General features: G+C 73.3%; 24 protein-coding genes. 11 read left to right on the forward strand and 13 right to left on the reverse strand.

All coding sequences use genetic code 11. The features are described 5' to 3' along the window. Positions 1-6: 6 nt before the first annotated feature. From HBO46_RS17835 to cysS, 3 genes are read right to left on the reverse strand one after another with little or no spacing between them, the layout of a single operon-like run. On the reverse strand, positions 7-1,587 hold the full coding sequence (locus HBO46_RS17835) for a metallophosphoesterase (RefSeq protein WP_224769219.1): 1,581 nt from the start codon (positions 1,585-1,587) through the stop codon (positions 7-9). Then, positions 1,574-2,539 (reverse strand): 23S rRNA (guanosine(2251)-2'-O)-methyltransferase RlmB, encoded by a 966-nt coding sequence (rlmB, locus tag HBO46_RS17840; protein WP_166134106.1) that lies wholly within the window; start codon positions 2,537-2,539, stop codon positions 1,574-1,576. The genes HBO46_RS17835 and rlmB overlap by 14 nt, the downstream gene beginning before the upstream one ends. Beyond that, the gene (cysS, locus tag HBO46_RS17845) at positions 2,539-3,933 is read right to left on the reverse strand and encodes a cysteine--tRNA ligase (protein WP_166134108.1); all 1,395 of its coding nucleotides are present in this window, start codon (positions 3,931-3,933) and stop codon (positions 2,539-2,541) included. The genes rlmB and cysS overlap by 1 nt, the downstream gene beginning before the upstream one ends. A 127-nt stretch (positions 3,934-4,060) precedes the next feature. Here cysS and HBO46_RS17850 point away from each other — a divergent pair, with 127 nt between their 5' ends. Continuing rightward, the gene (locus HBO46_RS17850; RefSeq protein ID WP_166134110.1) at positions 4,061-5,365 is read left to right on the forward strand and encodes a C39 family peptidase; all 1,305 of its coding nucleotides are present in this window, start codon (positions 4,061-4,063) and stop codon (positions 5,363-5,365) included. Positions 5,366-5,410: 45 nt separating this feature from the next. On the opposite strand, the gene HBO46_RS17855 is transcribed toward HBO46_RS17850, so the two are convergent. Beyond that, the gene (locus HBO46_RS17855; protein WP_224769220.1) at positions 5,411-7,003 is read right to left on the reverse strand and encodes a molybdopterin-dependent oxidoreductase; all 1,593 of its coding nucleotides are present in this window, start codon (positions 7,001-7,003) and stop codon (positions 5,411-5,413) included. 32 nt (positions 7,004-7,035) lie between these two features. On the opposite strand from HBO46_RS17855, the gene ispF reads away from it, so the two are divergent. After that, a complete protein-coding gene (gene ispF / locus HBO46_RS17860) occupies positions 7,036-7,557 on the forward strand; it encodes a 2-C-methyl-D-erythritol 2,4-cyclodiphosphate synthase (protein WP_224769221.1) in 522 nt (173 codons plus the stop codon). A 24-nt stretch (positions 7,558-7,581) separates the two neighbouring features. Here ispF and HBO46_RS17865 read toward each other — a convergent pair whose 3' ends face one another. Further along, positions 7,582-8,169 carry a sirohydrochlorin chelatase gene (locus HBO46_RS17865; RefSeq protein WP_166134114.1) on the reverse strand — a complete coding sequence of 196 codons (588 nt, stop codon included), beginning with the start codon at positions 8,167-8,169 and terminating at the stop codon, positions 7,582-7,584. A gap of 60 nt (positions 8,170-8,229) precedes the next feature. Beyond that, entirely contained in the window at positions 8,230-8,595 is a 366-nt protein-coding gene (gene nirD / locus HBO46_RS17870) for a nitrite reductase small subunit NirD (protein ID WP_166134116.1), read from the reverse strand. Between the two features lie 231 nt (positions 8,596-8,826). Between nirD and HBO46_RS17875 the strand changes: the two genes are divergently transcribed. Then, positions 8,827-9,504: an IspD/TarI family cytidylyltransferase gene (locus HBO46_RS17875; protein ID WP_166136098.1), complete on the forward strand. Its 678-nt coding sequence runs from the start codon at positions 8,827-8,829 to the stop codon at positions 9,502-9,504. Positions 9,505-9,537: 33 nt separating this feature from the next. Here the strand turns inward: HBO46_RS17875 and HBO46_RS17880 are convergent, their stop codons facing one another. Both HBO46_RS17880 and HBO46_RS17885 read right to left on the reverse strand, forming a co-directional pair. Further along, positions 9,538-10,176, reverse strand: coding sequence for a 2-C-methyl-D-erythritol 4-phosphate cytidylyltransferase (locus HBO46_RS17880; RefSeq protein WP_166134118.1), 639 nt, complete (start codon positions 10,174-10,176; stop codon positions 9,538-9,540). A 112-nt stretch (positions 10,177-10,288) separates the two neighbouring features. Next, positions 10,289-10,774 carry a CarD family transcriptional regulator gene (locus tag HBO46_RS17885; protein WP_166134120.1) on the reverse strand — a complete coding sequence of 162 codons (486 nt, stop codon included), beginning with the start codon at positions 10,772-10,774 and terminating at the stop codon, positions 10,289-10,291. A 221-nt stretch (positions 10,775-10,995) separates the two neighbouring features. On the opposite strand from HBO46_RS17885, the gene HBO46_RS17890 reads away from it, so the two are divergent. The 3 genes from HBO46_RS17890 (at position 10,996) to HBO46_RS17900 (ending at position 13,233) form a co-directional block, all read left to right on the forward strand. Further along, the gene (locus HBO46_RS17890) at positions 10,996-11,838 is read left to right on the forward strand and encodes a UbiA family prenyltransferase (RefSeq protein ID WP_166134122.1); all 843 of its coding nucleotides are present in this window, start codon (positions 10,996-10,998) and stop codon (positions 11,836-11,838) included. Positions 11,839-11,944: 106 nt separating this feature from the next. Further along, positions 11,945-12,490, forward strand: coding sequence for a copper chaperone PCu(A)C (locus HBO46_RS17895; RefSeq protein WP_166134124.1), 546 nt, complete (start codon positions 11,945-11,947; stop codon positions 12,488-12,490). Then, complete coding sequence (locus tag HBO46_RS17900; RefSeq protein ID WP_166134126.1) at positions 12,490-13,233, forward strand: phosphoglyceromutase; 744 nt, start codon at positions 12,490-12,492, stop codon at positions 13,231-13,233. The genes HBO46_RS17895 and HBO46_RS17900 overlap by 1 nt, the downstream gene beginning before the upstream one ends. 111 nt (positions 13,234-13,344) lie before the next feature. Here the strand turns inward: HBO46_RS17900 and phoU are convergent, their stop codons facing one another. Then, a complete protein-coding gene (gene phoU / locus HBO46_RS17905; protein WP_166134128.1) occupies positions 13,345-14,001 on the reverse strand; it encodes a phosphate signaling complex protein PhoU in 657 nt (218 codons plus the stop codon). A 119-nt stretch (positions 14,002-14,120) separates the two neighbouring features. On the opposite strand from phoU, the gene HBO46_RS17910 reads away from it, so the two are divergent. From HBO46_RS17910 to HBO46_RS17920, 3 genes are all read left to right on the forward strand, one after another. Beyond that, positions 14,121-15,269 (forward strand): sensor histidine kinase, encoded by a 1,149-nt coding sequence (locus tag HBO46_RS17910; protein WP_166134130.1) that lies wholly within the window; start codon positions 14,121-14,123, stop codon positions 15,267-15,269. Further along, entirely contained in the window at positions 15,266-15,943 is a 678-nt protein-coding gene (locus HBO46_RS17915; RefSeq protein WP_166134132.1) for a response regulator transcription factor, read from the forward strand. The genes HBO46_RS17910 and HBO46_RS17915 overlap by 4 nt, the downstream gene beginning before the upstream one ends. Before the next feature lie 136 nt (positions 15,944-16,079). Beyond that, entirely contained in the window at positions 16,080-17,054 is a 975-nt protein-coding gene (locus HBO46_RS17920; protein WP_224769222.1) for a DMT family transporter, read from the forward strand. Positions 17,055-17,091: 37 nt separating this feature from the next. Here the strand turns inward: HBO46_RS17920 and HBO46_RS17925 are convergent, their stop codons facing one another. After that, a complete protein-coding gene (locus HBO46_RS17925; RefSeq protein ID WP_166134134.1) occupies positions 17,092-17,601 on the reverse strand; it encodes a type III secretion system chaperone family protein in 510 nt (169 codons plus the stop codon). Further along, a complete protein-coding gene (gene mshA / locus HBO46_RS17930; RefSeq protein WP_449866939.1) occupies positions 17,598-18,866 on the reverse strand; it encodes a D-inositol-3-phosphate glycosyltransferase in 1,269 nt (422 codons plus the stop codon). Before mshA ends, HBO46_RS17925 begins: the two co-directional genes overlap by 4 nt. Before the next feature lie 172 nt (positions 18,867-19,038). Between mshA and HBO46_RS17935 the strand changes: the two genes are divergently transcribed. Then, positions 19,039-19,800 (forward strand): SDR family NAD(P)-dependent oxidoreductase, encoded by a 762-nt coding sequence (locus HBO46_RS17935; RefSeq protein ID WP_166134138.1) that lies wholly within the window; start codon positions 19,039-19,041, stop codon positions 19,798-19,800. On the opposite strand, the gene HBO46_RS17940 is transcribed toward HBO46_RS17935, so the two are convergent. Then, on the reverse strand, positions 19,730-20,413 hold the full coding sequence (locus HBO46_RS17940; protein WP_166134140.1) for a phosphatase PAP2 family protein: 684 nt from the start codon (positions 20,411-20,413) through the stop codon (positions 19,730-19,732). The two genes, HBO46_RS17935 and HBO46_RS17940, sit on opposite strands and share 71 nt — an antisense overlap. 206 nt (positions 20,414-20,619) lie before the next feature. On the opposite strand from HBO46_RS17940, the gene HBO46_RS17945 reads away from it, so the two are divergent. Further along, positions 20,620-21,309, forward strand: a complete 690-nt coding sequence (locus HBO46_RS17945) for an aspartate/glutamate racemase family protein (protein WP_166134142.1) — start codon at positions 20,620-20,622, stop codon at positions 21,307-21,309. Between the two features lie 253 nt (positions 21,310-21,562). Here HBO46_RS17945 and HBO46_RS17950 read toward each other — a convergent pair whose 3' ends face one another. Next, positions 21,563-21,784, reverse strand: coding sequence for a hypothetical protein (locus tag HBO46_RS17950; protein ID WP_166134144.1), 222 nt, complete (start codon positions 21,782-21,784; stop codon positions 21,563-21,565). Between the last annotated feature and the right edge of the window lie 31 nt (positions 21,785-21,815).

Consider the following 21,815-nt stretch of genomic DNA (forward strand, 5'->3'; position numbering starts at 1 on the left):
GGCGGGTCAGTCGCGGTGGAGCGCGACGTACGGCGCGACGTCGAAGCGGCCGTTGGTCTGCAGCTCGACGAGCTGGATGCCGACCGGGCGCCCGTCGCGGTAGGTGATCAGGCTGATCTGGGCCGGCCGGCGGATCTTCGAGCCGATCGCGATGGCGTACGCCGCGCCGCCGGTGGTGCCGGTGGTGTAGCTGTAGCCGACCGACCCGTTCTCGGCGACGACCCGCTCGGGGCCGACGTCGACGTGCAGGTGGCCCCCGACCACGAGGTCGACACAGCCGCGGCGCAGCGCCTCGTCGCCGAGGTTGGCGTCGTGCACCAGCAGGGTGCCGATCGGCTCGCCCTCGTCCTCGGCGGCCGTGCAGGCGGTGTCGGCCAGCTGGTCGGCGACCTCGGTGAAGCTGAGGTCGCCCTCGTCGCGCCAGCTTCCCAGGCCGCTGGAGCGCGGGTCGTCGACGCCGAGGATCGTCGAGCCGCCGGGGCCCTCGACGATCTCCCCGTCGAGCATCTGCCAGCCGTCGGACAGCAGCCGGTCGCGGACGAAGTCGCCGCGGTCGTGGTTGCCCGCGATGCCGTAGCGCCGGTCCTCGTAGGGCTCCTCGTCGAACGCGGCGCTGAGGGAGTCCAGCGAGAACCCCTCCCACTCCGCTCCGGTGGAGGTGTCGTCGCCGCCATTGAGGATGGCCGTCGCACCGGCGGCGTCGCCGACCGCGCGGGCCACCGCGTCCATGCCGATGTTGTCGTGACGGTCCGAGATCAGCAGCGCGACCGTCTCGTCCGGGCCGGGCTCGCGCAGGTCGAGGTCGACGGCCTTCGCCTCCGCGGCCGCGTAGAAGGTCTTGCTCTTGTCGTAGGTCTCGACGGCGCTCTCCAGCAGCCGGCGGGTCTGGGCGGTGGTCACGTCTCCGCGCACCTCCAGGCCGGCCGCCTCGGCGGGGATCGGCACCTGGGAGCCGAGGAAGGTGCCCAGCGTCATCCACCGGTCGGTGTCCTCGACCGGCCCGTCGTCGCGCCACGGCGCCCACAGGCCGAGCACGAGCGCGCCGGTGAGCCACATCGCCACGGCGCCCTGCCAGGTCGGCACCAGGCGCAGCAGCTCGCGGCGCCGTCGCGGGCCGAGCAGCACCCACAGGCCGACCGGGACGGCGGCGAGGAGCGCGCCGCGCACCGCGGCGTCCACCGCCAGGTCCACGACCGCCGCGCTCAACCGGGCGCGCACACCGTCGGGCTGGCTGGCGATGTAGCCGTAGCGCTCGAAGAGCGCGTCGGTGGAGGCGGCGTCGGTCTTGCCCAGCTGGAGCTCCATGCCGATCGGGCTGCCGGAGTCCAGGCGCAGGTCGGGCAGGACCGGACCGGTCAGCAGCACCACCTCACCGGAGAAGTCCGGGGTGAGCATCGCGTCGTGGCTGGCGACGGAGACCGCCTTGGAGCTGCCCAGGAACTGCGCCAGGCCGATCGCGAGCGCGAGCACCAGCCACACCCCGACGTACGCCGCGACCAGGAGGGGTCGCGGACCTCGCCGGGCGCTCCCGCCCGGCGAGCCCTGCTCCGCGGCGGTGCCCGGAGCGGTCGGATCAGCGGGCCGCACGCGCCTCGGCGACGGCGTACAGGGTGACGCTCGCGGCGACACCGGCGTTGAGCGACTCCAAGGAGTTGGCCATCGGGATCGAGACGAGCTGGTCGCAGGTCTCCGCGACCAGGCGCGAGAGCCCCTCGCCCTCGGAGCCGACGACCACGACGAGCGGGCCCTCGGCCAGCCCGTCGGGTGCGACGAGCTCGCGCAGGGTGATGTCGCCGTCGGCGGCCAGACCGACCACCATGCAGCCGGCCTCCTGGTAGGCCTTGATCTGGCGCACCAGGTTGACCGTCTGGGCGACCGGGATCCGGGCCGCGGCACCGGCGCTGGTCTTCCAGGCGGCGGCGGTCATGCTGGCCGAGCGGCGGTCCGGGATCACGACGCCGTGCGCACCGAAGCCCGCGGCGGAGCGGATGACCGCGCCGAGGTTGCGGGGGTCGGTGACGTGGTCGAGCATCACGATCAGCGGCTTCTCGACGTTCTCGGCGGCGAGCTCGAGCAGGTCGTCGGCGTGGGCGTACTCGAAGGCCGGGACCTTCGCGGAGATGCCCTGGTGGACCGCCACGCTGGTGATCTTGTCGAGCTCGGAGCGCGCGACCTCGAGCAGCGCGATGCCGCGCTCGGCGGCGAGGCGGAAGACCTCGCGCAGGCGGGCGTCGCGCTCGGTGCCCTCGGCGACGTACACGCCGATGACCGGGACGCCCTCGCGCAGCGCCTCCACCACCGGGTTGCGCCCGACGATCCACTCGGCGTCACCGGAGGTCTTGCGGCGCGGACGGCCGCCCTGGCCGCCGGAGCGCTCGGCGCGCTTCGCCTCCTTGTGGGCCTTGTGGTAGGGGCGGTCCTTCGCCTTCGGCGTCGGCCCCTTCCCCTCCAGGCCTCGGCGCACGCGACCGCCGGAGCCCACGGTCGGCCCCTTGCTGGTCTTGCGGATCGCGCCCTTGCGCTTGCTGTTCCCTGCCATCAGGCGAGGCTCCACTTCGGTCCGTCGGGTGTGTCGGTGACCTCGACGCCGGCCGCCTTGATCCGGTCCCGGATCGCGTCGGCGGCGGCGAAGTCCTTCGCCGCGCGGGCCTGGGCCCGCTGCTCGAGAAGGCCGGCGACGAGGACGTCGACGGCGTGGGTGAGCTGGTCGTCGTTGCCCGCGGGGGCGCCCCAGGCGGGGTCCGCGGGGTCGAGCCCGAGCACGGCGAGCATCGCGCGGACCTCGGCGGCCTTCGCGCGCGCCCCGGCCTCGTCGCCGGCGCCGAGCAGGCGGTTGCCCTCGCGGACGGTGTCGTGCAGCACCGCGACGGCAGCGGGGGTGCCGAGGTCGTCGTTCATCGCCGCGGCGAACGCGGCCGGCACGGAGCCGCCCTCGATGTCGGGCATCCGCTCGAGGAAGCCCTCGACGCGGCGGAAGCCGGACGCGGCCTCCTCGAGCGCCTCGAAGCTGAACTCGACGTGGCTGCGGTAGTGCGCGGCCACGAGGTAGTAGCGCAGCTCGATGCCGCGGAAGCGCTGGAGCACCGCGGGGATGGTGAGGCTGTTGCCGAGCGACTTGCTCATCTTCTCGCCGGCGGTGGTGATCCAGGCGTTGTGCATCCAGTACGACGCGAAGTGCTGGCCGGCCGCGCGGGACTGGGCGAGCTCGTTCTCGTGGTGGGGGAAGCGCAGGTCGACGCCGCCGCCGTGGATGTCGAAGGCGGTGCCGAGGTACTTGCCGGCCATCGCCGAGCACTCGATGTGCCAGCCCGGGCGGCCGCGGCCCCAGGGGCTGGGCCACGAGGCGGTCTCCGGCTCGGAGTCCTTGCGGCCCTTCCACAGCGCGAAGTCACGGGGGTCGCGCTTGCCGCGCGGGTCGGCGTCGCCGGCCGGCTCCATGTCGTCGACGCCCTGACGGGTCAGTGCGCCGTACTCGGGCCAGCTGCGCACGTCGAAGTAGACGTCGCTCGAGCCGTCCTCGGCCGCGTAGGCGTGGCCGCGCTCGATGAGCAGCGCGATCAGCTCGACCATCTCCGGGACGTGCCCGGTCGCCAGCGGCTCGTAGGTCGGCGCGGCGACGTTGAGGGCGGCGTAGGCGGCGCTGAGCTGGCGCTGCATGTCGTAGGCGAGGTTGTACCAGGGACGACCCTGCTCGGCCGACTTCGCCAGGATCTTGTCGTCGATGTCGGTGACGTTGCGGATGAAGGTGACCTCGTAGCCGAGGTGACGCAGCCAGCGCTGGAGGACGTCGAAGTTGACGCCCGAGCGCACGTGGCCGACGTGCGGCTCCGACTGCACCGTGAGACCGCAGACGTAGAGACCCGCCTTCCCCTCCTCGAGGGGGACGAAGTCACGCACTTCGCGGGTCGCACTGTCGTAGAGCCTGAATGTCACCGGGCCAGTCTAGGGAGAGCGCTGCCCCGGGACCGCATCCGTGCGCCGCCTGCGCCCCGTGGGCCCGGTCCGGTTGACTGGTGTGACACGTGGGACAGGAGTGACGACTCGTCGTATCGTGGGGCGGGTGCGCCTTCCCCTCGCCGCCGCCCTGGTCACCAGCCTGATCACCCTCCCCGCGCTCGCGCCGGTCCCGCCCGCCGCCTCGGCGGCCGACGGCGCCGTGAGTGCGCCCAGCGCGCGATCGGCGGTGGGTGCTGCTCCCGCCGCGCGCACTGCCGCCCGCCGGGTCGACCTGACCCGCTGGGCCACGCCGGCCGAGCTGGGCCGCGGGACGATGCGCGGGACCACCGTGCACCGCGGCCGGGTGGTGCTGTCGGGGGCCACGGCCACCCGACGCCTCGGCGGCACGCGGTACGACGCGGGGACCTGGCTCTCGCCGTGGACCGCGCCGGGCTTCGACTACTCCGAGCTGATCGCCTCCTGGGCGGCGCGCACCCCCGCGGCGTCCCTGGTCGAGGTCAGCGTGCGCGGCCGCGCGCCCGACGGCACCCTCTCCAGCTGGGACGTGCTCGCCCGCTGGGCCGCGAACGACCAGCAGGTGAGGCGGACCACCGTCTCCGGGCAGGACGACGACCTGGCCTCGGTCAACGTCGACACCTGGGTGGCGCGCCAGCCCGCCGGGCTGCGCTCCTGGCAGCTGCGGGTCACGCTGCTGCGCAAGGCCGGCACCGCGGCCAAGCCCAAGCTCGTCTCGGTCGGCGCGATGTCCTCGCGGCTGCCCAGCGGCGCGGTGAGCACCTCCGCGGCGGGCAAGGCCCGCGGCGTGGTTCTCGACGTGCCGCGCTACTCCCAGATGACCCACCAGGGGCACTCCCCGCAGTGGGGCGGCGGCGGGCAGGCGTGGTGCTCGCCCACCTCGACCTCGATGGTGCTCGGCCACTACGGCCGGCTGCCGCGCCCGGCGGCGTACTCCTGGGTGGGGGCGGGGCACCCCGATCCGTGGGTGGACCACGCGGCACGGATGACCTACGACCACTCCTACCGCGGCACCGGCAACTGGCCGTTCAACACCGCCTACGCCGCGAACCTGGCCGGGGACGCCTTCGTCACCCGGCTGACCTCGATGCTCCAGGTCGAGCGGTTCATCCTGGCCGGCATCCCGGTGGTGATCTCGGTGTCCTTCGGCCGCGGCGAGCTCGCCGGCGCACCGATCTCGGCCACCAACGGCCACCTGCTGGTCGTGGTCGGCTTCACCGCGTCCGGCGACGTCGTCGTCAACGACCCCGCCGCAAGCACCCGCGCCGGCGTGCGCCGTACCTATGACCGCGGCCAGCTGGAGAACGCCTGGCTGCCCCGCTCCGGCGGGCTGGCCTACATCATCCGCGACGCCGCCCACCCGCTCCCGTCGCCCTCGCCGGGCAACTGGTGACCCCTCCCGCCCGCACCCGCTGACCGCGGGGCGGGGGTGAATGCCTCAGGCCTCCTCGAGCACCCGGACCCCGGCCTCGTCCCAGCCGGTCGCCCCGTCGGGCACCGGCGGCGCCACCACGCCGGTCTGCACGACGCCGGCCCGGTCGATGGCACGCACCCGCAGGCGGTGCTCGCCGGGGGCGAGGTCGAGCGTGGTCGCCCACTGCACCCAGGTGTCGACGTGGGGCACCTCGGCCAGCGTGGTCGGCTGCCAGGCGCCGCCGTCGACGGCGATCTCCACCGCCGCGATCCCGGTCTGCTGGGCCCAGGCGACGCCCGCGACGCGGAACGGCCCGGGAGGCACCTCCTGGTTGCGCGGCACGTCGATGCGCGAGGCGATCTTCACCGGACCGCGCTCGGCCCAGCCGCGCTGGGTCCAGAAGGCCTCGACGTCCTCGAAGCGGGTGACCTCGAGATCGACCACCCACTTGGTCGCCGACACGTAGCCGTAGAGCCCCGGCACGATCGTGCGGACCGGGAAGCCGTGCTCCAGCGGCAGCGGCTTGCCGTTCATCGCCACCGCCAGGAGCGCGTCGCGGTCGTCGGTGAGCGCCTCGATCGGCGTGGCGCAGGTCCAGCCGTCCTCGGAGGTCTGCAGCACCGCGTCGGCCCCCGCGCGTACGCCGGCCTCGGCGAGCAGGTCCGCGACCCGCACGCCGCTCCACCAGGCGTTGCCGACCAGCGTGCCGCCGACCTCGTTGGACACGCAGTTGAGCGTGATCCAGGCCTGGGTCGTGCGGCGGGCGATCAGGTCGCTGTAGGTCAGCACGATCTCGCGGTCGACCATGCCGTGGATGCGCAGCGTCCAGTCGGCCGGCTCGATCGTGGGGACCGCGATCGCGGTGTGGATCAGGTAGAAGTCGTCGGTCGGCGTCTGCCACGGCGTCACCCCGGGTACGTCGACGCGCACGCCCGGCGGCAGCTGCGGCAGCGTGACCCCGGGCAGCTTCAGCAGCCGCCGGGTCTCCTCCACGTGGCGCCGCCCGCGGCCGATCCCGCGCCCCACCGTGCCAAGGACGGCGGCGACCGCCGTCATCAGGGAGGCGCGCAGCAGGAACGTGCGTCGGGTGTGGTCGTGCACCTCGCCGGGCGTGGCGCTCTCGCCGCGCACCACGAACGGGTCGCGGCCCGACGCCTGCTCCGACGCCTGCTCCGAGGCCGCCCGGTCCCGCCGGCGCAGCGGGTCGGTGAGCAGCGAGAGGCAGACCAGCCAGGTCACCAGCCCGGTGGCGACGGGCACCAGGTCGACGGAGGTCGCGTTGTGCTGGGCCAGCACGGCCCAGCCGCCGAGACCGGCCAGCACCGTGAACAGCACGGCCGGCGCCCACCAGGTCCGACCGGCCAGGCGACCCGCCCAGGCGAAGAGGGCCAGGAGCACCAGCACGATGACGAGCAGCAGCACCGTCTTGTCGTGCTGCCCGAGGTAGCGCACGGCGTACTCCGCGACCTTGCCGGGCGTCCAGGCGATCACCCGCTCGGCGACCGCGACGACCGGTGAGTCGCGGATCGTGAGCGCCATGGCCACCGCATAGCTCGTCGCCAGGCCTGCGACGCCGGCGACGATGCCGGCGATCGACCAGGTGCGGGATGTCGTCACGAGGCGATTGTGGCCCACGGCATGATCAGGGTGTGGACCACGCCCCTTCCTCGCCCTCCTCCCCCGCCCCGTTCGCGTTCCCGTTCCGCACCGGCATCGGCACCGACGTGCACCGGCTCGTCGACGGGGTGGCGATGCACCTCGGCGGACTGTCGTGGCCCGACGAGGCCCAGGGCCTGGCCGGACACTCGGACGCCGACGTGGCCGCGCACGCCGCGTGCGACGCGCTGCTGTCGGCCGCCGGCCTGGGCGACCTGGGCACCAACTTCGGCACCTCCGAGCCCGAGTGGGCGGGCGCCTCCGGTGCCGCGCTGCTCGCCGAGACGGTACGGCGGGTGCGCGCGGCCGGCTTCGAGGTCGGCAACGTCGCGGTGCAGGTGATCGGCAACCGCCCGCGCATCGGCTCGCGTCGTGCCGAGGCCGAGGCCGCGCTCTCCGCCGCCGTCGGCGCTCCGGTGAGCCTGTCCGCGACCACGACCGACGGCCTGGGCCTCACCGGCCGCGGCGAGGGCGTGGCCGCGATCGCGACCGCGCTGGTGATGGCGACGTCCTGACCGCTCCGCTCCCGCGCGGCCCGCTCAGGCCGCCCGGGACCGCGCGAGCCCGACCCGGAACCGGCGGACGACCAGGTCGGTGAGGAACCGGTGCGCGCCCACGACGTCGGCCACGACCGTGGCGCCGGCGCCCCGGGCGACCCCGCGGATCCGGTCCGCGTCGGTCCCGGGCGAGAGCAGGTACGGCGAGACCGCCACCCGGCGGCGTACCAGCTCCTCGGGCCGCGGCCCGGGACCGGTGAGCGTCGCCAGCTCGACCGGGCCGGTCCAGCTGTTCGCGAGCAGCTCCACGGCGCGCTCGAGGTGGCCGGCGATGCCGGGCCCATGGGCGCCCCGGGCGACCATCACCACCGGCGTCCCGGAGCGCGCGCCGGCCCTCACCAGCCGCGCCGCCTGGGCGGCGGCGATCAGCGGGTGCGGGCCGAGCGGCGGCACCGTCAGGTCGTGGGCCGAGGAGAGCAGCAGCGGGACCACGATGCTCGCGGGGTCACCGACGACCGGGTCGTAGGAGACCACCCCGGGCACGCCCAGGGCGTGCGCGGCTCGTTCGGTCACCTCGTGGGCGACCCGGTTCGGCACGCCGGTACGCCGGGCCACGGTCACCAGTCTCATCGCTGCCTCCTCCAGGGTGGGGCGGGTCGGGACCGCGGGCCGGCCCGAGGTCCGTGCGGCTCAGGCGGCGTCGACCTGCTTGCGGGAGCCGACCAGCACGACCCCGTCGACCACCTTCACGGCGTACACCGGGACCGAGACGTGGGAGTCCTCCAGGCACCGCCCGCTGCGCAGGTCGAAGGCGTGGCGGTGCGCCGGGGAGCCGACGAACGGCACCCCGCCGCGCGTGCCCACGATGCCGCGGGCGATCACCGAGGCCTTCGCGAACGGGTCGTGGTTGCCGAGGGCGTAGACCCGGTCGTCGGCGGTGCGGAAGATCGCGACCGCCTGGCCGTGCACCAGGGCTGTCGCGCCGCGCTCGGCCTCGAGATCGCTGAACTGGCAGACCGGCTGCCACTCCTCCGCCGCGGAGGGACGCGGCGTCATCGAGGCGGCCCCGGGACGGGGGTCTCCGCGGGCGGACGGCGCGGATGGAGCGCGGGCGGATGGTTCGGGGGGAGCGAGCACATGGGGCCTCCTTCAGGCTCCCGAACGTAGGTCCGCCGTGTTCGGCCCCTGTTTCGCCATGTAACGACCAGGAAAACCCTGACCCGGCTCCCGTCTTGGCCCGCGCCGGCGCGGCGGCCCGGGCCGGTAGCCTCGGGGCCCGTGAGCGACATGCCAGCTTCTGCCGTCGTCGTCCTCGGGGCCGGGTCCGGGTCGCGGGTGGGTGCCGCGACCAACAAGGTGCTGCTGCCGCTGCACGGGCGCCCGGTGCTGGCCTGGTCGCTCCGCGCCGCGCTGGACCTGCCCGGAGTGCGCCAGGTGGTGCTCGTCGTACGACCCGGCGAGCTCGAGGCGGTCTCCGCGAGCGTCGCCCCGCACCTGGGCGACCGGGAGGTCGTGGTCGTCACCGGCGGGGAGACCCGGCACGCCTCGGAGTGGAACGCCGTGCGCGTGCTCGCCCCGCACATCGAGTCCGGCGAGATCGAGGTGGTCGCCGTGCACGACGGCGCCCGTCCGCTGGCCGACACCGACCTGTTCGCCGCGGTGACCAGCGCGGCACGCATCCACGGGGGCGCGCTGCCGGTCGCGCCGCTGTCCGGGCTGCTCACCACCGACCTGCGCACCGTCCCGGGGCCGCTGGCCGGCGTCCAGACGCCGCAGGCGTTCCGCTCGCGCGAGCTGCTGGCCTCCTACACCGCCGCGGCCACGGACGGCTTCGAGGCCACCGACACCGCCGGCTGCCTCGCGCGCTACAGCGACGTCCGGATCGCGGCCGTGCCGAGCGGTCCGCGCAACCTCAAGATCACCTTCCCCGAGGACGTCGCCCTCGCGGCTGCGCTCCTGGACTGACCTGCCTGACCTGCCTGACCTGCCTGACGCGGCTCAGCGCAGCTCGCCGAGCAGGTCGCCGCCGTCGCCCTCCGGGCGGGTCAGCGCCTCGAGGACGCGCACGTCCTCCTCGCTGGTCACCCGGCGAGCGGTCGGCGGCGCCTCGACGGGCACCACCGTGTGCTCCCGGGCGAGTACGTCGACGAGCGCGGCCAGGTCGTCGCCGGGCCAGTCCGGGAGGGCCGCGACCACGGAGGCCGGCAGCACCAGCGGCGAGACGACCGCCAGCAGGCCGGCCCGGTCGACGGTCTCCCCGACGAAGCCGGACTCGACGTGCTTGACGGTGTCGGTGACCGGGCGCACGCCCACGACCACCACGTCCTCCTCGACGGCGCGCGTCACGCAGCCGGCGATGAACTCCGCGGGCGTCATCGGGCACAGCACGTCGTGCAGGACCAGCGGTTCGTCGGTCTCCTGCACCGCCCACCACGGCGTACCGAGGTCGACCGTCGTCACCTGGGCCTCGCCCAGGGCCCACGACGCGCACGCCACGAGCGCCTCGCCGTGCAGCAGCGCGAAGGGCAGCGCGCCGCGCCCCTCGTCCAGGACGACCCCGAGCGCCGGCAGCGCCGAGGCGCGCCAGTCCTCGTCGAGCCCCGTGTGGTCCGGCTCCGTGGCGCCCAGCTCAGTCATGGCACCCACCGTAGGGGCGAGGCGGTCGGGAAACGCCGACGGCCCCCGGGTCTTCACCAGGGGGCCGTCGCGGGGCCGGCCGCGACCCGTGAGGGTCGGCAGCCGGCGTGGATCAGGAGGCGAGCACCTCGTCGAGGATGGCCTCGGCCTTGTCCTCGTTGGTCCGCTCGGCCAGGGCCAGCTCGGAGACGAGGATCTGGCGCGCCTTGGCCAGCATCCGCTTCTCGCCGGCCGACAGGCCGCGGTCCCGCTCACGGCGCCACAGGTCGCGCACGACCTCGGCCACCTTCATGACGTCGCCGCTGTGCAGCTTCTCGAGGTTCGCCTTGTAACGACGCGACCAGTTGGTCGGCTCCTCGACCTGCGCGGCACGGAGCACGTCGAACACGCGGTCGAGGCCCTCCTTGTCGACGACGTCACGGACGCCGACGAGGTCGAGGTTGTCAGCCGGGACGCGTACCACCAGGTCCTGCTGCGCCACGATGCGCAGGACAAGGTACTCCCGGTCCTCTCCCTTGATCTTGCGGGTCTCGATGTTCTCGATGACCGCGGCCCCATGATTCGGATAGACGACCGTTTCGCCCACGGTGAAAGACATATGTCAGGTTCCCCTTCCTAGGGAAGCAGTCTAACACGTGTCAGCGTCGACATCGGAGACGTTTCCGCAGGTCAGCGCGGCTAAGCACCCCAGAGGAGGCTTGACAGGCCCGCCGACCGTGTGGTGGACGCCATCTCGTCGGTTGGGACAAAACCGGGAAAACCGCTGGTGAAAGCGGTAGTTGCACCCCCTCGCGGCAGGCGTGACCGATACTGCCGGACATGGCGAAACCCATGCCCTGGCGCCGGCGATCCACGGTGGCGGAGGCGGGCGACACCGATCTCGGGACCGACCTGCCGCACACCGCCGCCCACCCGGACGACGACGAGCCCCCGGGCACCGCGCCCGGACGTCGTCGGGTCGCGGACGCGACCCCGTTGCTGCTGCTGCGCGCCGCGCACGCCAAGCAGGGCGTGCTCACCGCGGTGGGCCTGGCCGCGGCCGCGGCGATCAGCGGGCGACCGGCACGCGAGGCCGGCGTCGTGCTCGCGACAGTCCTGGTCGGCCAGACCATCCTGGGCTGGCACAACGACCTGGTCGACCGCGAGCGGGACCGGCGCCACGACCTGCCCGGCAAGCCGATCGCGCAGGGCCTGCTCGACCCGGGCACCACCTGGTTCGCGCTCCTGTGCGCCGTGCTGCTGGTCGTGCCCCTCTCCGTGGCCACCGGCGTCACGGCCGGGCTGTGCTACCTCGTCTCCCTGGCCATCGGCATGCTCGGCAACCTGGTGCTGCGCCGCGGACTGCTGTCCTGGCTGCCCTGGGCGGCCTCCTACGCCCTCTACCCGGCGTACCTCTCCTACGGCGGGTGGGGCGGCGCCGACACCGGCTCGGCGCCCGAGCCGGTGATGGTCGTCCTCGCCGCGTTCCTCGGCATCGGCGTGCACCTGCTGGTCTCCCTGTGGGGCCTGGTGCCCGACAACGCCGACGGCTGGCGCTCGCTGCCGCTGCGCCTCGGCCTGCGTCTGGGCGCGTCGCGGCTGCTCACCGTGGCCACCGTCTACCTGCTGCTCGTGATCGGCGCGCTGGGCGTCGTCGGCACCCAGGTCGGCCTGGCCCGCTGACCCCGCCGCTCCGCCCCCAACCACCACAGGCGACCCGGCCGAGACGGGGCGCGAGCGGGCGATAGGCTGGCGACGTTCTGCCCGCTCGACCACGAAGGCACCCCGAATGCACCTGCGCCGCAAGCTCACCCTGGCCGTGAGCGCCACCGTGCTGGCCGTCCCCGTCCTCAGCTCGTGCGGGTTCGACTACGCGACCGACCGGGTCTACACCCCGGCCGCCGGCACCAACAACCGCGACGCGGATGTCGACGTCGTCGGCGCCGTGGTCGTCGCGGCCCAGCCCGGCAGCGGCACCTTCGTCGCCGGTCTCTCCAACAACGACCCCCAGGAGCCGCGCACGCTGGTCTCCGTCGCGGGCGAGGGCGTCAACGTCAAGGGGCTCAACGAGCTCGAGATCCCGCCGCGCGGCTACGTGAACCTCGCCGACGAGGACATCCACCTCGACGGCGACGTCGCCGCGGGCGGCCACGTCGCGCTGCAGCTGGAGTTCGACACGGGCGAGGCCGTAGAGGTCAACGTCCCGGTCGTGACCAACTGCGACTCCTTCGAGGGCATGGACACCTCCGTCAAGACCGGCAAGGGCGAGGACCTGGCGGAGGCGTACTCCTGCGAGTTCCCCGACCCCCACAGCGAGAGCGGGAGCGACCACTGATGGCTGCCACGCTGATCCTGCTGCGCCACGGCGAGAGCGAGTGGAACGCCAAGAACCTCTTCACCGGCTGGGTCGACGTGGCCCTGACCGACAAGGGTCGCGGCGAGGCCGAGCGTGGCGGCGTACTCATGCGCGAGGCGGGCCTGCTGCCCGACATCGTGCACACCTCCCTGCAGCGTCGCGCGATCACCACCGCCGCGATCGCGCTGGACGCCTGCGACCGCCACTGGATCCCCGTGAAGCGCTCCTGGCGCCTCAACGAGCGCCACTACGGCGCCCTCCAGGGCAAGGACAAGAAGCAGGTCAAGGAGCAGTACGGCGAGGAGCAGTTCATGCTCTGGCGCCGCTCCTTCGACACGCCTCCCCCGCCGCTGGACGACGCCGATGAGTTCTCCCAGGTCGGCGACCCGCGCTACGCCGACCTCGGCGCCGAGATGCCGCGCACCGAGTGCCTCAAGGACGTCATCGCGCGCTTCCTGCCGTACTGGGAGAGCGAGGTCGTCCCCGACCTGCGCGCCGGTCGCACGGTCCTGATCGCGGCGCACGGCAACAGCCTGCGCGCGCTGGTCAAGCACCTCGACCAGATCAGCGACGAGGACATCGCCGGGCTCAACATCCCCACCGGCATGCCGCTGCGCTACGAGCTCGACGACGACCTGCGGCCCACCGTCCGCGGTGGCGTCTACCTCGACCCCGAGGCGGCCGCCGAGGCTGCCGCGGCGGTCGCGAACCAGGGTCGCTGACGACCGACGCTCCCCGAGCGCGCACGACACCGCGAGGTAGTTCGTGACGTTGGGGACGGTGGATGACGTTCTCCACAGTCCCCAACGTCACGAACTACCTGTTGGTGGGGGTCACACCTCCACCGACCGCGGGTCCTCCCCCGTGACGACGAAGACCACGCGGCGGGCGATGGAGACGGCGTGGTCGGCGATGCGCTCGTAGTAGCGCCCCAGCAGGGCCAGGTCGACCGCGGCCTCGACGCCGTGCGGCCAGTCCTCGGCGAGCAGCTGGGTGAAGCTCTCGCGGCGCAGCTCGTCCATCTCCTCGTCGGCGCGGCCGAGCTCGATGGCCGCCTCGACGTCGCGCTGGGCGATGACCTGGCGCACCTCGCTGACCATGGTCTCGGCCACCTCGGCCATCCGCTCGATCGTGGGGCGCACGTCGTCGGGGACCGCCATGTGGGGCACCCGCAGGCGGGCCACCTTCGCGACGTGCACCGACAGGTCGCCCATCCGCTCGAGCTCGCTGACCATCCGCAGCGCGGACACGATCGTGCGCAGGTCGCGGGCGACCGGCTGCTGGAGCAGCAGCAGCGAGAACGCCGCGTCCTCCAGCCGCTCGCGGGCCGCATCGATGGCGTCGTCGGCGCTGATCACCCGCTCCGCCACGGCGGCGTCGCCGGTCAGCAGAGCCGTCGTGGCGTCGTGCACGGATGTCCGGACGTCGTCGCAGATGCTGGCCAGGTCGGCGATCATCCGGTCGAGCTGGTCGTTGAAGAGATCACGCATGGAGCGACCGTAACCACTGGAGGTGACGGATCGGGGTGACCTCGTGAACGAGAGATGAACGTTGCGAAGCCGGAGCGGTCCGCGCGACCGAAACCGCGGGACCGCCGTACGCTGAGGTCGTGGACCCAACGACCCAGGCGTTTCTTGCCGCCGTCATGGGGGCCATCGTCGCCGGCGGCGCCGTGCTCGCCTGGCACGTCAGCGACCGCCAGCAGCGCCGGGTCACCCCGGCCGAGGAGCCGCTGGTCCCGCCCGGCGTCGCCACCGTGCTCTCGGTGCTGCGCAGCAGCGCGGTCGTCGTGGACGAGGCCGACGTGGTGCTCAAGGCCTCCGCCCCGGCGTACGCGCTGGGCCTGGTGCGCGGGCACCGGCTGGCCTCCGACGAGCTCGCCGACGTGGTGCGCCAGGTCCGCCGCGACGGCCAGATCCGCGACACCGAGCTGGTCATCGAGCGCCGCGGCGCCCCCGCCCGGCACGTCACCGCCCGCGTCGCCCCGCTCAGCCCCCGCCTGATGCTGGCGCTCGTCGAGGACCGCACCCGCGAGCGCCGGGTCGAGGCGGTACGCCGCGACTTCGTCGCCAACGTCAGCCACGAGCTGAAGACCCCCGTCGGGGCCATCCGGCTGCTCTCCGAGGCCGTCACCCACGCCTCCGACGACCCCGAGGCCGTGGTCCGCTTCGCCTCCCGGATGCTCACCGAGAGCGACCGGCTGACCGCGCTGGTGCAGCAGATCATCGAGCTCTCGCGCCTCCAGGCCGACGACCCGCTCGAGGCGCCCTCGGTGGTCGACCTCGACGACGTCGTCGCCGCCGCGGTCGACACCAGCAAGATCGACGCGGAGTCCCGCGGCATCCGGGTGCACACCCGCGGTACGCCGGGGCTCCAGGTCTTCGGCAGCCAGGAGCAGGTGACCGCCGCGGTCACCAACCTGGTCGCCAACGCCATCGCCTACTCCGAGCCCGACTCCTCGGTGGTCGTCGGGCGCAAGGCCACCGAGGACGGCACCGTCGAGGTCTCGGTGGTCGACCAGGGCATCGGCATCCCCTCGCACGAGATCGACCGGATCTTCGAGCGCTTCTACCGCGTCGATCCGGCCCGCCACCGCTCCACCGGCGGCACCGGGCTCGGCCTGTCGATCGTCAAGCACGTTGCCGCCACACACGGAGGGGAGGTCCGGGTGTGGTCCATCGAGGGCCAGGGCTCCACCTTCACCCTGACCCTTCCCCAGCACTTCGGTGCCGAGATGAAGCAGGAGGACCGCCCGTGAGCCGGGTACTCGTCGTCGAGGACGAAGAGAGCTACAGCGAGGCACTCGCCTACATGCTGCGCAAGGAGGGCTTCGAGGTCGCGGTCGCGGCCGACGGGAACGCCGCCCTCGCCGAGTTCGACCGCAACGGCGCGGACATCGTGCTGCTCGACCTGATGCTGCCGGGGCTGCCGGGCACGGAGGTGTGCCGCCAGATCCGGGCCACCTCCAACGTCCCGGTGATCATGGTCAGCGCCAAGGACGACGAGGTCGACAAGGTCGTCGGGCTGGAGCTGGGCGCCGACGACTACGTCACCAAGCCCTACTCCCCCCGCGAGCTGGTCGCCCGCATCCGCGCGGTCCTGCGCCGCGGCCACGAGCCCGAGAGCGCGCCCGCGGCGCTCGAGGCCGGCCCGGTGCGCATGGACGTCGAGCGGCACATCGTCACCGTCGACGGCGTGGAGCAGCGCCTGCCGCTCAAGGAGTTCGAGCTGCTGGAGATGTTCCTGCGCAACCCCGGTCGGGTGCTCACCCGCGGGCAGCTGATCGACCGCGTGTGGGGCTCGGACTACGTGGGCGACACCAAGACCCTCGACGTCCACGTCAAGCGGCTGCGCAGCAAGCTCGAGCCCGACCCGAGCGACCCGCGCTACCTGGTCACCGTCCGCGGGCTGGGCTACAAGCTCGACCTCTGACCCACTCGCCGAGTCGGGGCTTGTGGTTGCCCGAGTCGGGGCTTGTGGCGCCGTACGGCGGGGCGTGGCGGGATCTCGCGGTGCGCTGTCCGGAATCCGCGAGACCCGGGGTATCCGGAGTTCCTAGGATCGGTCGGTGCGCACTCCCCTCGACCGCTCCGCCGGCTCCGGCTCCGGCTCCCGCGACGCCGGCACTCCTGCGGACCCCGCCACCTCGACGGCGGGCTGGCTGCCGCTGGCCGCGGTGGCGGTCACGCTGCTGTGCTGGGCCTCGGCGTTCGTGGCGATCCGCCACCTCGCCGACGACTTCTCCCCCGGCGCGCTGTCGCTGGGCCGCCTGCTCGTGGGGGCACTGGTCCTCGCCGCGGTCGCCCTGCCGAAGGGGCTGCCCCGACCCACGCGGCGTGAGTGGGTCTCGATCGTGGCCATCGGCGTGCTGTGGTTCGGCGTCTACAACGTGGCGCTCAACGAGGGCGAGCAGCGCGTCGACGCCGGCACGGCCGCCATGCTGATCCAGGTCGCGCCGGTGCTGATCGCGCTGCTGGCCGCGATGTTCCTCGGCGAGCGGTTCACGGCCTACCTCGGGGTCGGCCTCGCGCTCGCCTTCGCCGGCGTCGCGCTGATCAGCATGTCCACCTCCGAGGGCAACGAGCGCGACCTGGTCGGCGTACTGCTGTGCCTGCTCGCGGCGGGGGTCTACGCCATCAGCCTGGTGCTCCAGAAGCCGCTGGTCGCGCGCCTCTCCGGCCTGCACGTCACCTGGCTGGCCTGCACCGTCGGCGCGGTCTCCTGCCTGCCGTTCGCCGGCCAGCTCGCCGGGGAGGTGGCCGACGCGCCGCTGAGCTCGGTGCTGTGGGTGGTCTACCTCGGCGTCTTCCCCACCGCGATCGCGTTCAGCACCTACGCCTACGCGCTGTCGCACATGAGCGCCAGCAACCTGGGCGTCACGACCTACCTGGTGCCGCCGCTGACGATCGTGATGGGCGTGCTCTTCCTCTCCGAGGCGCCGCCCACGATGGCGTACGCCGGGGGCGCGCTCGCCCTGGTCGGGGTGGCGGTGTCCCGGCGCAAGCCCCGCACCGTCGCCGCCGCGCCGGCCAGGACTCCCTGAGCCGCCCACCATGAGGGCCGACTCGGCGAGGGGTGGGTCAGTCCTCGGGGGCGGGGTCGAGCCAGCCGCGGAAGGCCTCGAGGTTGTGGGTGGGCTCGCCGCGCAGCTTGCGCCACTCCCACTCCTTGCGGATCGAGGAGGCGAAGCCGAGCTCGAGGATGGTGTTGAAGGAGTCGTCGGCGGCGCTCAGCACCGCGCCCAGCAGCCGGTCGAGCTCCTCGGGGGTCGCCGCCGCGAGCGGCAGGCGCGCGTCGAGGTAGATGTCGCCGTGCGTGTCGACGGCGAACGCCACGGCGTACAGGCGCAGGTTGCGCTCGAGCAGCCAGCGATAGACACGCTCGTGGTTCTCGTCGGGGCGCCGGCACACGAACGCGTGCAGGCCCAGCGCGTGCTCGCCCACGTCGAGGCGCACGGCGGTCTGGAGCTTCTTCTCACCGGGCAGCGCGAAGGAGAAGAACCCGGGCCGGTCCTCGTCGTACTCCAGGCCGGAGGCGGCGAGGTGCTCACGGACGACGGCGGCCGCCTCCGCGCTCTGCTGGCCGCTCACAGGGCCGGCTCCCGCATCAGCGCGCCCGCGCGGCGGTAGACGTCCAGGGTGCGGCTCGCGGTGGCCTCCCAGGAGAACTCCCGGGCCTGCTCCAGCGCGCCGGCCTCCAGTCGGACCCGCAGGTCCTCGTCGAGCACCCGGAAGAGCGCGTCCGCCCAGCGATCGGGGGCGTGGCCGTCGACCAGCAGCCCGCTGTGCCGGTCGCGCACCACGGTGGTGAGCCCGCCGACCGCCGCGGCGACCACCGGCGTGCCGGTGGCCTGCGCCTCGGCGGCGACCAGCCCGAAGGACTCGTTGTAGGACGGCACCGCGACCGCGGTGGCGGCGGCGTACCAGCGCGCCAGCTCGGGCTGGGTGACCGGCGGGACGAAGCGGACCACGTCGGCGATGCCGAGCTCGCGCGCGAGCGCGGCCAGCGACTCCGGGCGCTCCAGGCCGGTGCCGGAGGGGCCTCCGACGATCGGGACGACCAGTCGCGCCCGCAGGCCGGGCGAACGCTCGAGCATGACCGCCACGGCACGCAGGAGCACGTCGGGTGCCTTGAGCGGCTGGATGCGGCCGGCGAACAGCAGCACGTGGGCGTCCTCGGGCAGCCCGAGCTCCCGGCGGGTGGCGAGCCGGTCCATCGGGCGGAAGACGCCGAGGTCGACGCCGGGGTGCACCACCTCGACGCGACCGGCGTCGGCGTCGTAGAGGTTGATCAGCTGCTTGGCCTCGAGGTCGGTGTTGGCGATGAGCATGTCGGCCGCGGCGACCACCTGCTCCTCGCCGATGATCCGGGCCGTCGGCTCGGGGGTGTCCCCGGCCGCGAGCGCGCCGTTCTTGACCTTGGCCATCGTGTGCATCGAGTGCACCAGCGGCACCCCCCAGCGGTCGCGGGCCAGCGCCCCGACCTGGCCGGAGAGCCAGTAGTGGGAGTGGACCGCGTCGTAGTGCCCGACCGGCTGCACGGCCTCGGCGCGCATCACCTCGCGCGCGAACACGCACAGCTGCGCCGGCAGCTCGGCCTTGGTGAGTCCCTCGAACGGGCCGGCCGGCACGTGGTGCACGCAGATGCCGTCGCCGGCGGAGACCTGCGGCGGAAGCGCCGAGCTCGTCGCGCGGGTGAAGATGTCGATCTCGACGCCCTGGCGGGCGAGGCGCCGGGCGAGCTCGATGACGTAGACGTTCATGCCGCCGGCGTCCCCGGTGCCGGGCTGGTCGAGGGGCGAGGTGTGCAGGCTGATCATCGCCACGCGCCTGACGTCGTCGCGAATGTCCTCCACGCCTGTCCTTCCTCGGGTCCAGCGGTCCATCGGGGCGAACACCCGGGAACGCCCGCAGATTCCCGATGTCCATGATCTCGGAGGCCATGTCTCTCCGCGGCACCGGCATCACTCCGCGAGATGCCCGGCGATCCCCGAGGCGAAGTCGACAGATCCAGTGCACAATGGCCCGATGAGCACCCCTGAGACCGCCGCCCCCCGCACCGCCGTCGTCACCGGCGCCAGCAGCGGCATCGGCGCCGCGACCGCGCGCACGCTGGCCGCCGCCGGCTACCACGTCTTCTGCGCGGCCCGCCGCGTCGAGCGGATCGAGGAGCTGGCCGCCGAGATCGGCGGCACCGCGGTGGTCTGCGACGTCACCGACGCCGCGTCCGTCGCCGCGCTGGCCGAGCGGGTCGGCCCCCGCCTGGACGCGCTGGTCAACAACGCCGGTGGCGCCTTCGGCATGCGCCCGGTCGCGGAGGCCGACACCGAGGAGTGGCGCCGGATGTACGACATCAACGTGATCGGCCTGATGCAGGTCACCCGCGCCCTGCTGCCCGCGCTCATCGCCAGCGGCGCCGGCGCCATCCTCAACGTCGGCTCGACGGCTGGCCGGACCGCCTACGAGGGCGGCGCGGGCTACACCGCCGCCAAGCACGGCACCAAGGTCGTGACCGAGACCCTGCGCCTGGAGCTGTTCGACCAGCCGGTGCGGGTCATGGAGATCGCTCCCGGCATGGTCCGCACCGAGGAGTTCTCACTGGTGCGCTTCGACGGCGACCAGGACCGGGCCGACGCGGTCTACGCCGGCGTGCCGGAGCCGCTGGTCGCCGAGGACGTCGCGGACGCGATCGGGTGGATGCTCACCCGGCCGGCGCACGTCAACGTGGACGAGCTGGTGATCCGCCCCCGCGCCCAGGCCGCACAGCACAAGGTCCACCGGGTCGGCTGAGCGCGAGCGCGACCACGACGATCAGCGCACCGGCGGCGGCGTCGAGGATGTAGTGGTTCGCGGTCACCACGACCGTCACGGTGGTCAGCAGCGGGTGCAGCATCCACAGCACGCGCCACCGGCTGGTGGTGAGCGTCATCAGCACCATGGCGAGCAGCAGCGCCCAGCCGACGTGCAGGCTCGGCATCGCGGCGTACTCGTTGGCCATGGCGGCGAACGGCCCGCCACCGTAGACGCTGGTGCCGGCCCTCTGGCCGGTGTCGACCATCCCGGAGGCCTCGAGCAGCCGCGGCGGGGTCACCGGCCACACGATGTGGATCACCATCGCGGCCGCGGTGGCCAGCACCAGCGCCCGCTTGGCCCAGTAGTAGACGTCGCGGCGCCGAAGGTAGAGGTAGACCAGTACGGCGATCGTGACCGGGAAGTGCACGAGGTAGTAGCGATCGGCGAGCCCGACGAGGTGGTGCACGCCGAGCGCCGACGCCTGGAGGGACGCCTCGTCGGGCAGCTGCAGCAGCCTCTGGAAGCGCACGATGGCGATCGCGTTGTCGTCGGCGGAGGCCACGCGACCGGTGGCGATGATGCGCCCGAGGTTGTAGACGCCGAAGAGCACCAAAACAGAGACGACTTCAAGCGCTGCCGGTCGCAGCACTCGTAGCGCGACGGCAGACCGAGGGTTGCGGATGTCGGTACTCACCACCTTCGATTGTGCCAGTCACCACCCCCCGAGGGTGAACTGGTTAGCGGTATCGGCACGTCTTTTTCGTTGTGCACACCCGTTGCTCCGCGCTCACCGCGGGCGGGTGCCACACTTCTGCTGTGCAGACCATCGGGATGATCGGCGGCATGAGCTGGGAGAGCAGCGCCGTCTACTACGAAGCTCTCAACCGCGGTGTCGAGGAACGGGTCGGCGGCCTCGCCTCGGCCCGGACGGTGCTCAGCTCGGTGGACTTCGCCGAGCTCACCGCCCTGCAGGAGGCCGAGCGCTGGGACGACGTCGCCGCCGTCCTGGTCGAGGCCGCGCGCGGCGTCGAGCGGGCCGGCGCGGACTTCCTCCTGATGTGCACCACCGCGTTCCACCGGGTCGCCGACCAGGTCGAGGCCGCGGTGGACATCCCGCTGCTCCACCTCGCCGACACGGTCGCCGCGGCCTGCACGGCGCAGGGGGTCACCTCGGTGGGCTTCGTGGGCACGTCGTTCGCCATGTCGCGCTCGTTCTTCACCGACCGGCTGGCCGCGCAGGGCCTCACGGTGCACGTGCCGGACGCGGCGCGGCACGCGGAGATCGATCGGATCATCTATGAGGAGCTCGTCCACGGGCGGGCGCTGGACTCCTCGCGCCGCACGCTCGTGCAGGTGATCGACGAGCTGTGGGACGCCGGCGCGGGCGGAGTCATCCTCGGCTGCACCGAGCTCGAGCTCCTGGTCAAGCAGGCCGACGCGGACGTCCCGCTGTTCCCCAGCACCACGCTCCACGTCGCCGCGGCGCTGGATCGCGCCCTGGCCTGACCGGTCTGGTCCTGACCAGTCCGGCCTGACCGACCCGGTCCCCCGCCACTCGGACGTCGGGACGCGGGTCGGCGACCGCAGGCGACCTCAGAGCAGCAGGACCAGCAGCACGATGACGACCAGGACCAGGGCGAGTACGGCGATGGTGCGAGTGTTCACGGTGGGGGCTCCTTCTCTGGGGCCTCGGTGAGGCCGACGACTCTCAATGCCCCACTCGCGCGGGGCCAAACGGCGTGCGGACGAGCGGCCTACCTCATCCTTGCGGGCGATAGTCGTCGGGCTCGTCCTCGATCATGTAGTCCGGGTTCTCGCGGAGCCGCTCGACGGTCCGCTCGACCCAGGCCTGGTCGTTGGTCTCGATGTCGCGGTCGGTGAGCTGCTCCTTGAGGTAGGCGACCAGGTCCTTCTCGCCGGTGTCCCTGGCCAGGGAGGTCGCGTCCACTGCCGCCTGCAGGTTGGAGTCGTACGTCGCCACGGGGTTGTGCCTCTCGGTCGGAAACGTTTCC

The sequence above is a fragment of the Nocardioides ochotonae genome (assembly GCF_011420305.2).
GTDB lineage: Bacteria > Actinomycetota > Actinomycetes > Propionibacteriales > Nocardioidaceae > Nocardioides > Nocardioides ochotonae.

What these genes read in the sequence shown, in the direction of transcription:
- rlmB (WP_166134106.1), bottom strand. Translation starts at nt 2,539, where the DNA reads ATGGCAGGGAACAGCAAGCGCAAGGGCGCGATCCGCAAGACCAGCAAG.
- HBO46_RS17865 (WP_166134114.1), bottom strand. Translation starts at nt 8,169, where the DNA reads ATGAGACTGGTGACCGTGGCCCGGCGTACCGGCGTGCCGAACCGGGTC.
- nirD (WP_166134116.1), bottom strand. Translation starts at nt 8,595, where the DNA reads ATGACGCCGCGTCCCTCCGCGGCGGAGGAGTGGCAGCCGGTCTGCCAG.
- HBO46_RS17875 (WP_166136098.1), top strand. Translation starts at nt 8,827, where the DNA reads ATGCCAGCTTCTGCCGTCGTCGTCCTCGGGGCCGGGTCCGGGTCGCGG.
- HBO46_RS17880 (WP_166134118.1), bottom strand. Translation starts at nt 10,176, where the DNA reads ATGACTGAGCTGGGCGCCACGGAGCCGGACCACACGGGGCTCGACGAG.
- HBO46_RS17885 (WP_166134120.1), bottom strand. Translation starts at nt 10,774, where the DNA reads ATGTCTTTCACCGTGGGCGAAACGGTCGTCTATCCGAATCATGGGGCC.
- HBO46_RS17890 (WP_166134122.1), top strand. Translation starts at nt 10,996, where the DNA reads ATGGCGAAACCCATGCCCTGGCGCCGGCGATCCACGGTGGCGGAGGCG.
- HBO46_RS17895 (WP_166134124.1), top strand. Translation starts at nt 11,945, where the DNA reads ATGCACCTGCGCCGCAAGCTCACCCTGGCCGTGAGCGCCACCGTGCTG.
- HBO46_RS17900 (WP_166134126.1), top strand. Translation starts at nt 12,490, where the DNA reads ATGGCTGCCACGCTGATCCTGCTGCGCCACGGCGAGAGCGAGTGGAAC.
- phoU (WP_166134128.1), bottom strand. Translation starts at nt 14,001, where the DNA reads ATGCGTGATCTCTTCAACGACCAGCTCGACCGGATGATCGCCGACCTG.
- HBO46_RS17935 (WP_166134138.1), top strand. Translation starts at nt 19,039, where the DNA reads ATGAGCACCCCTGAGACCGCCGCCCCCCGCACCGCCGTCGTCACCGGC.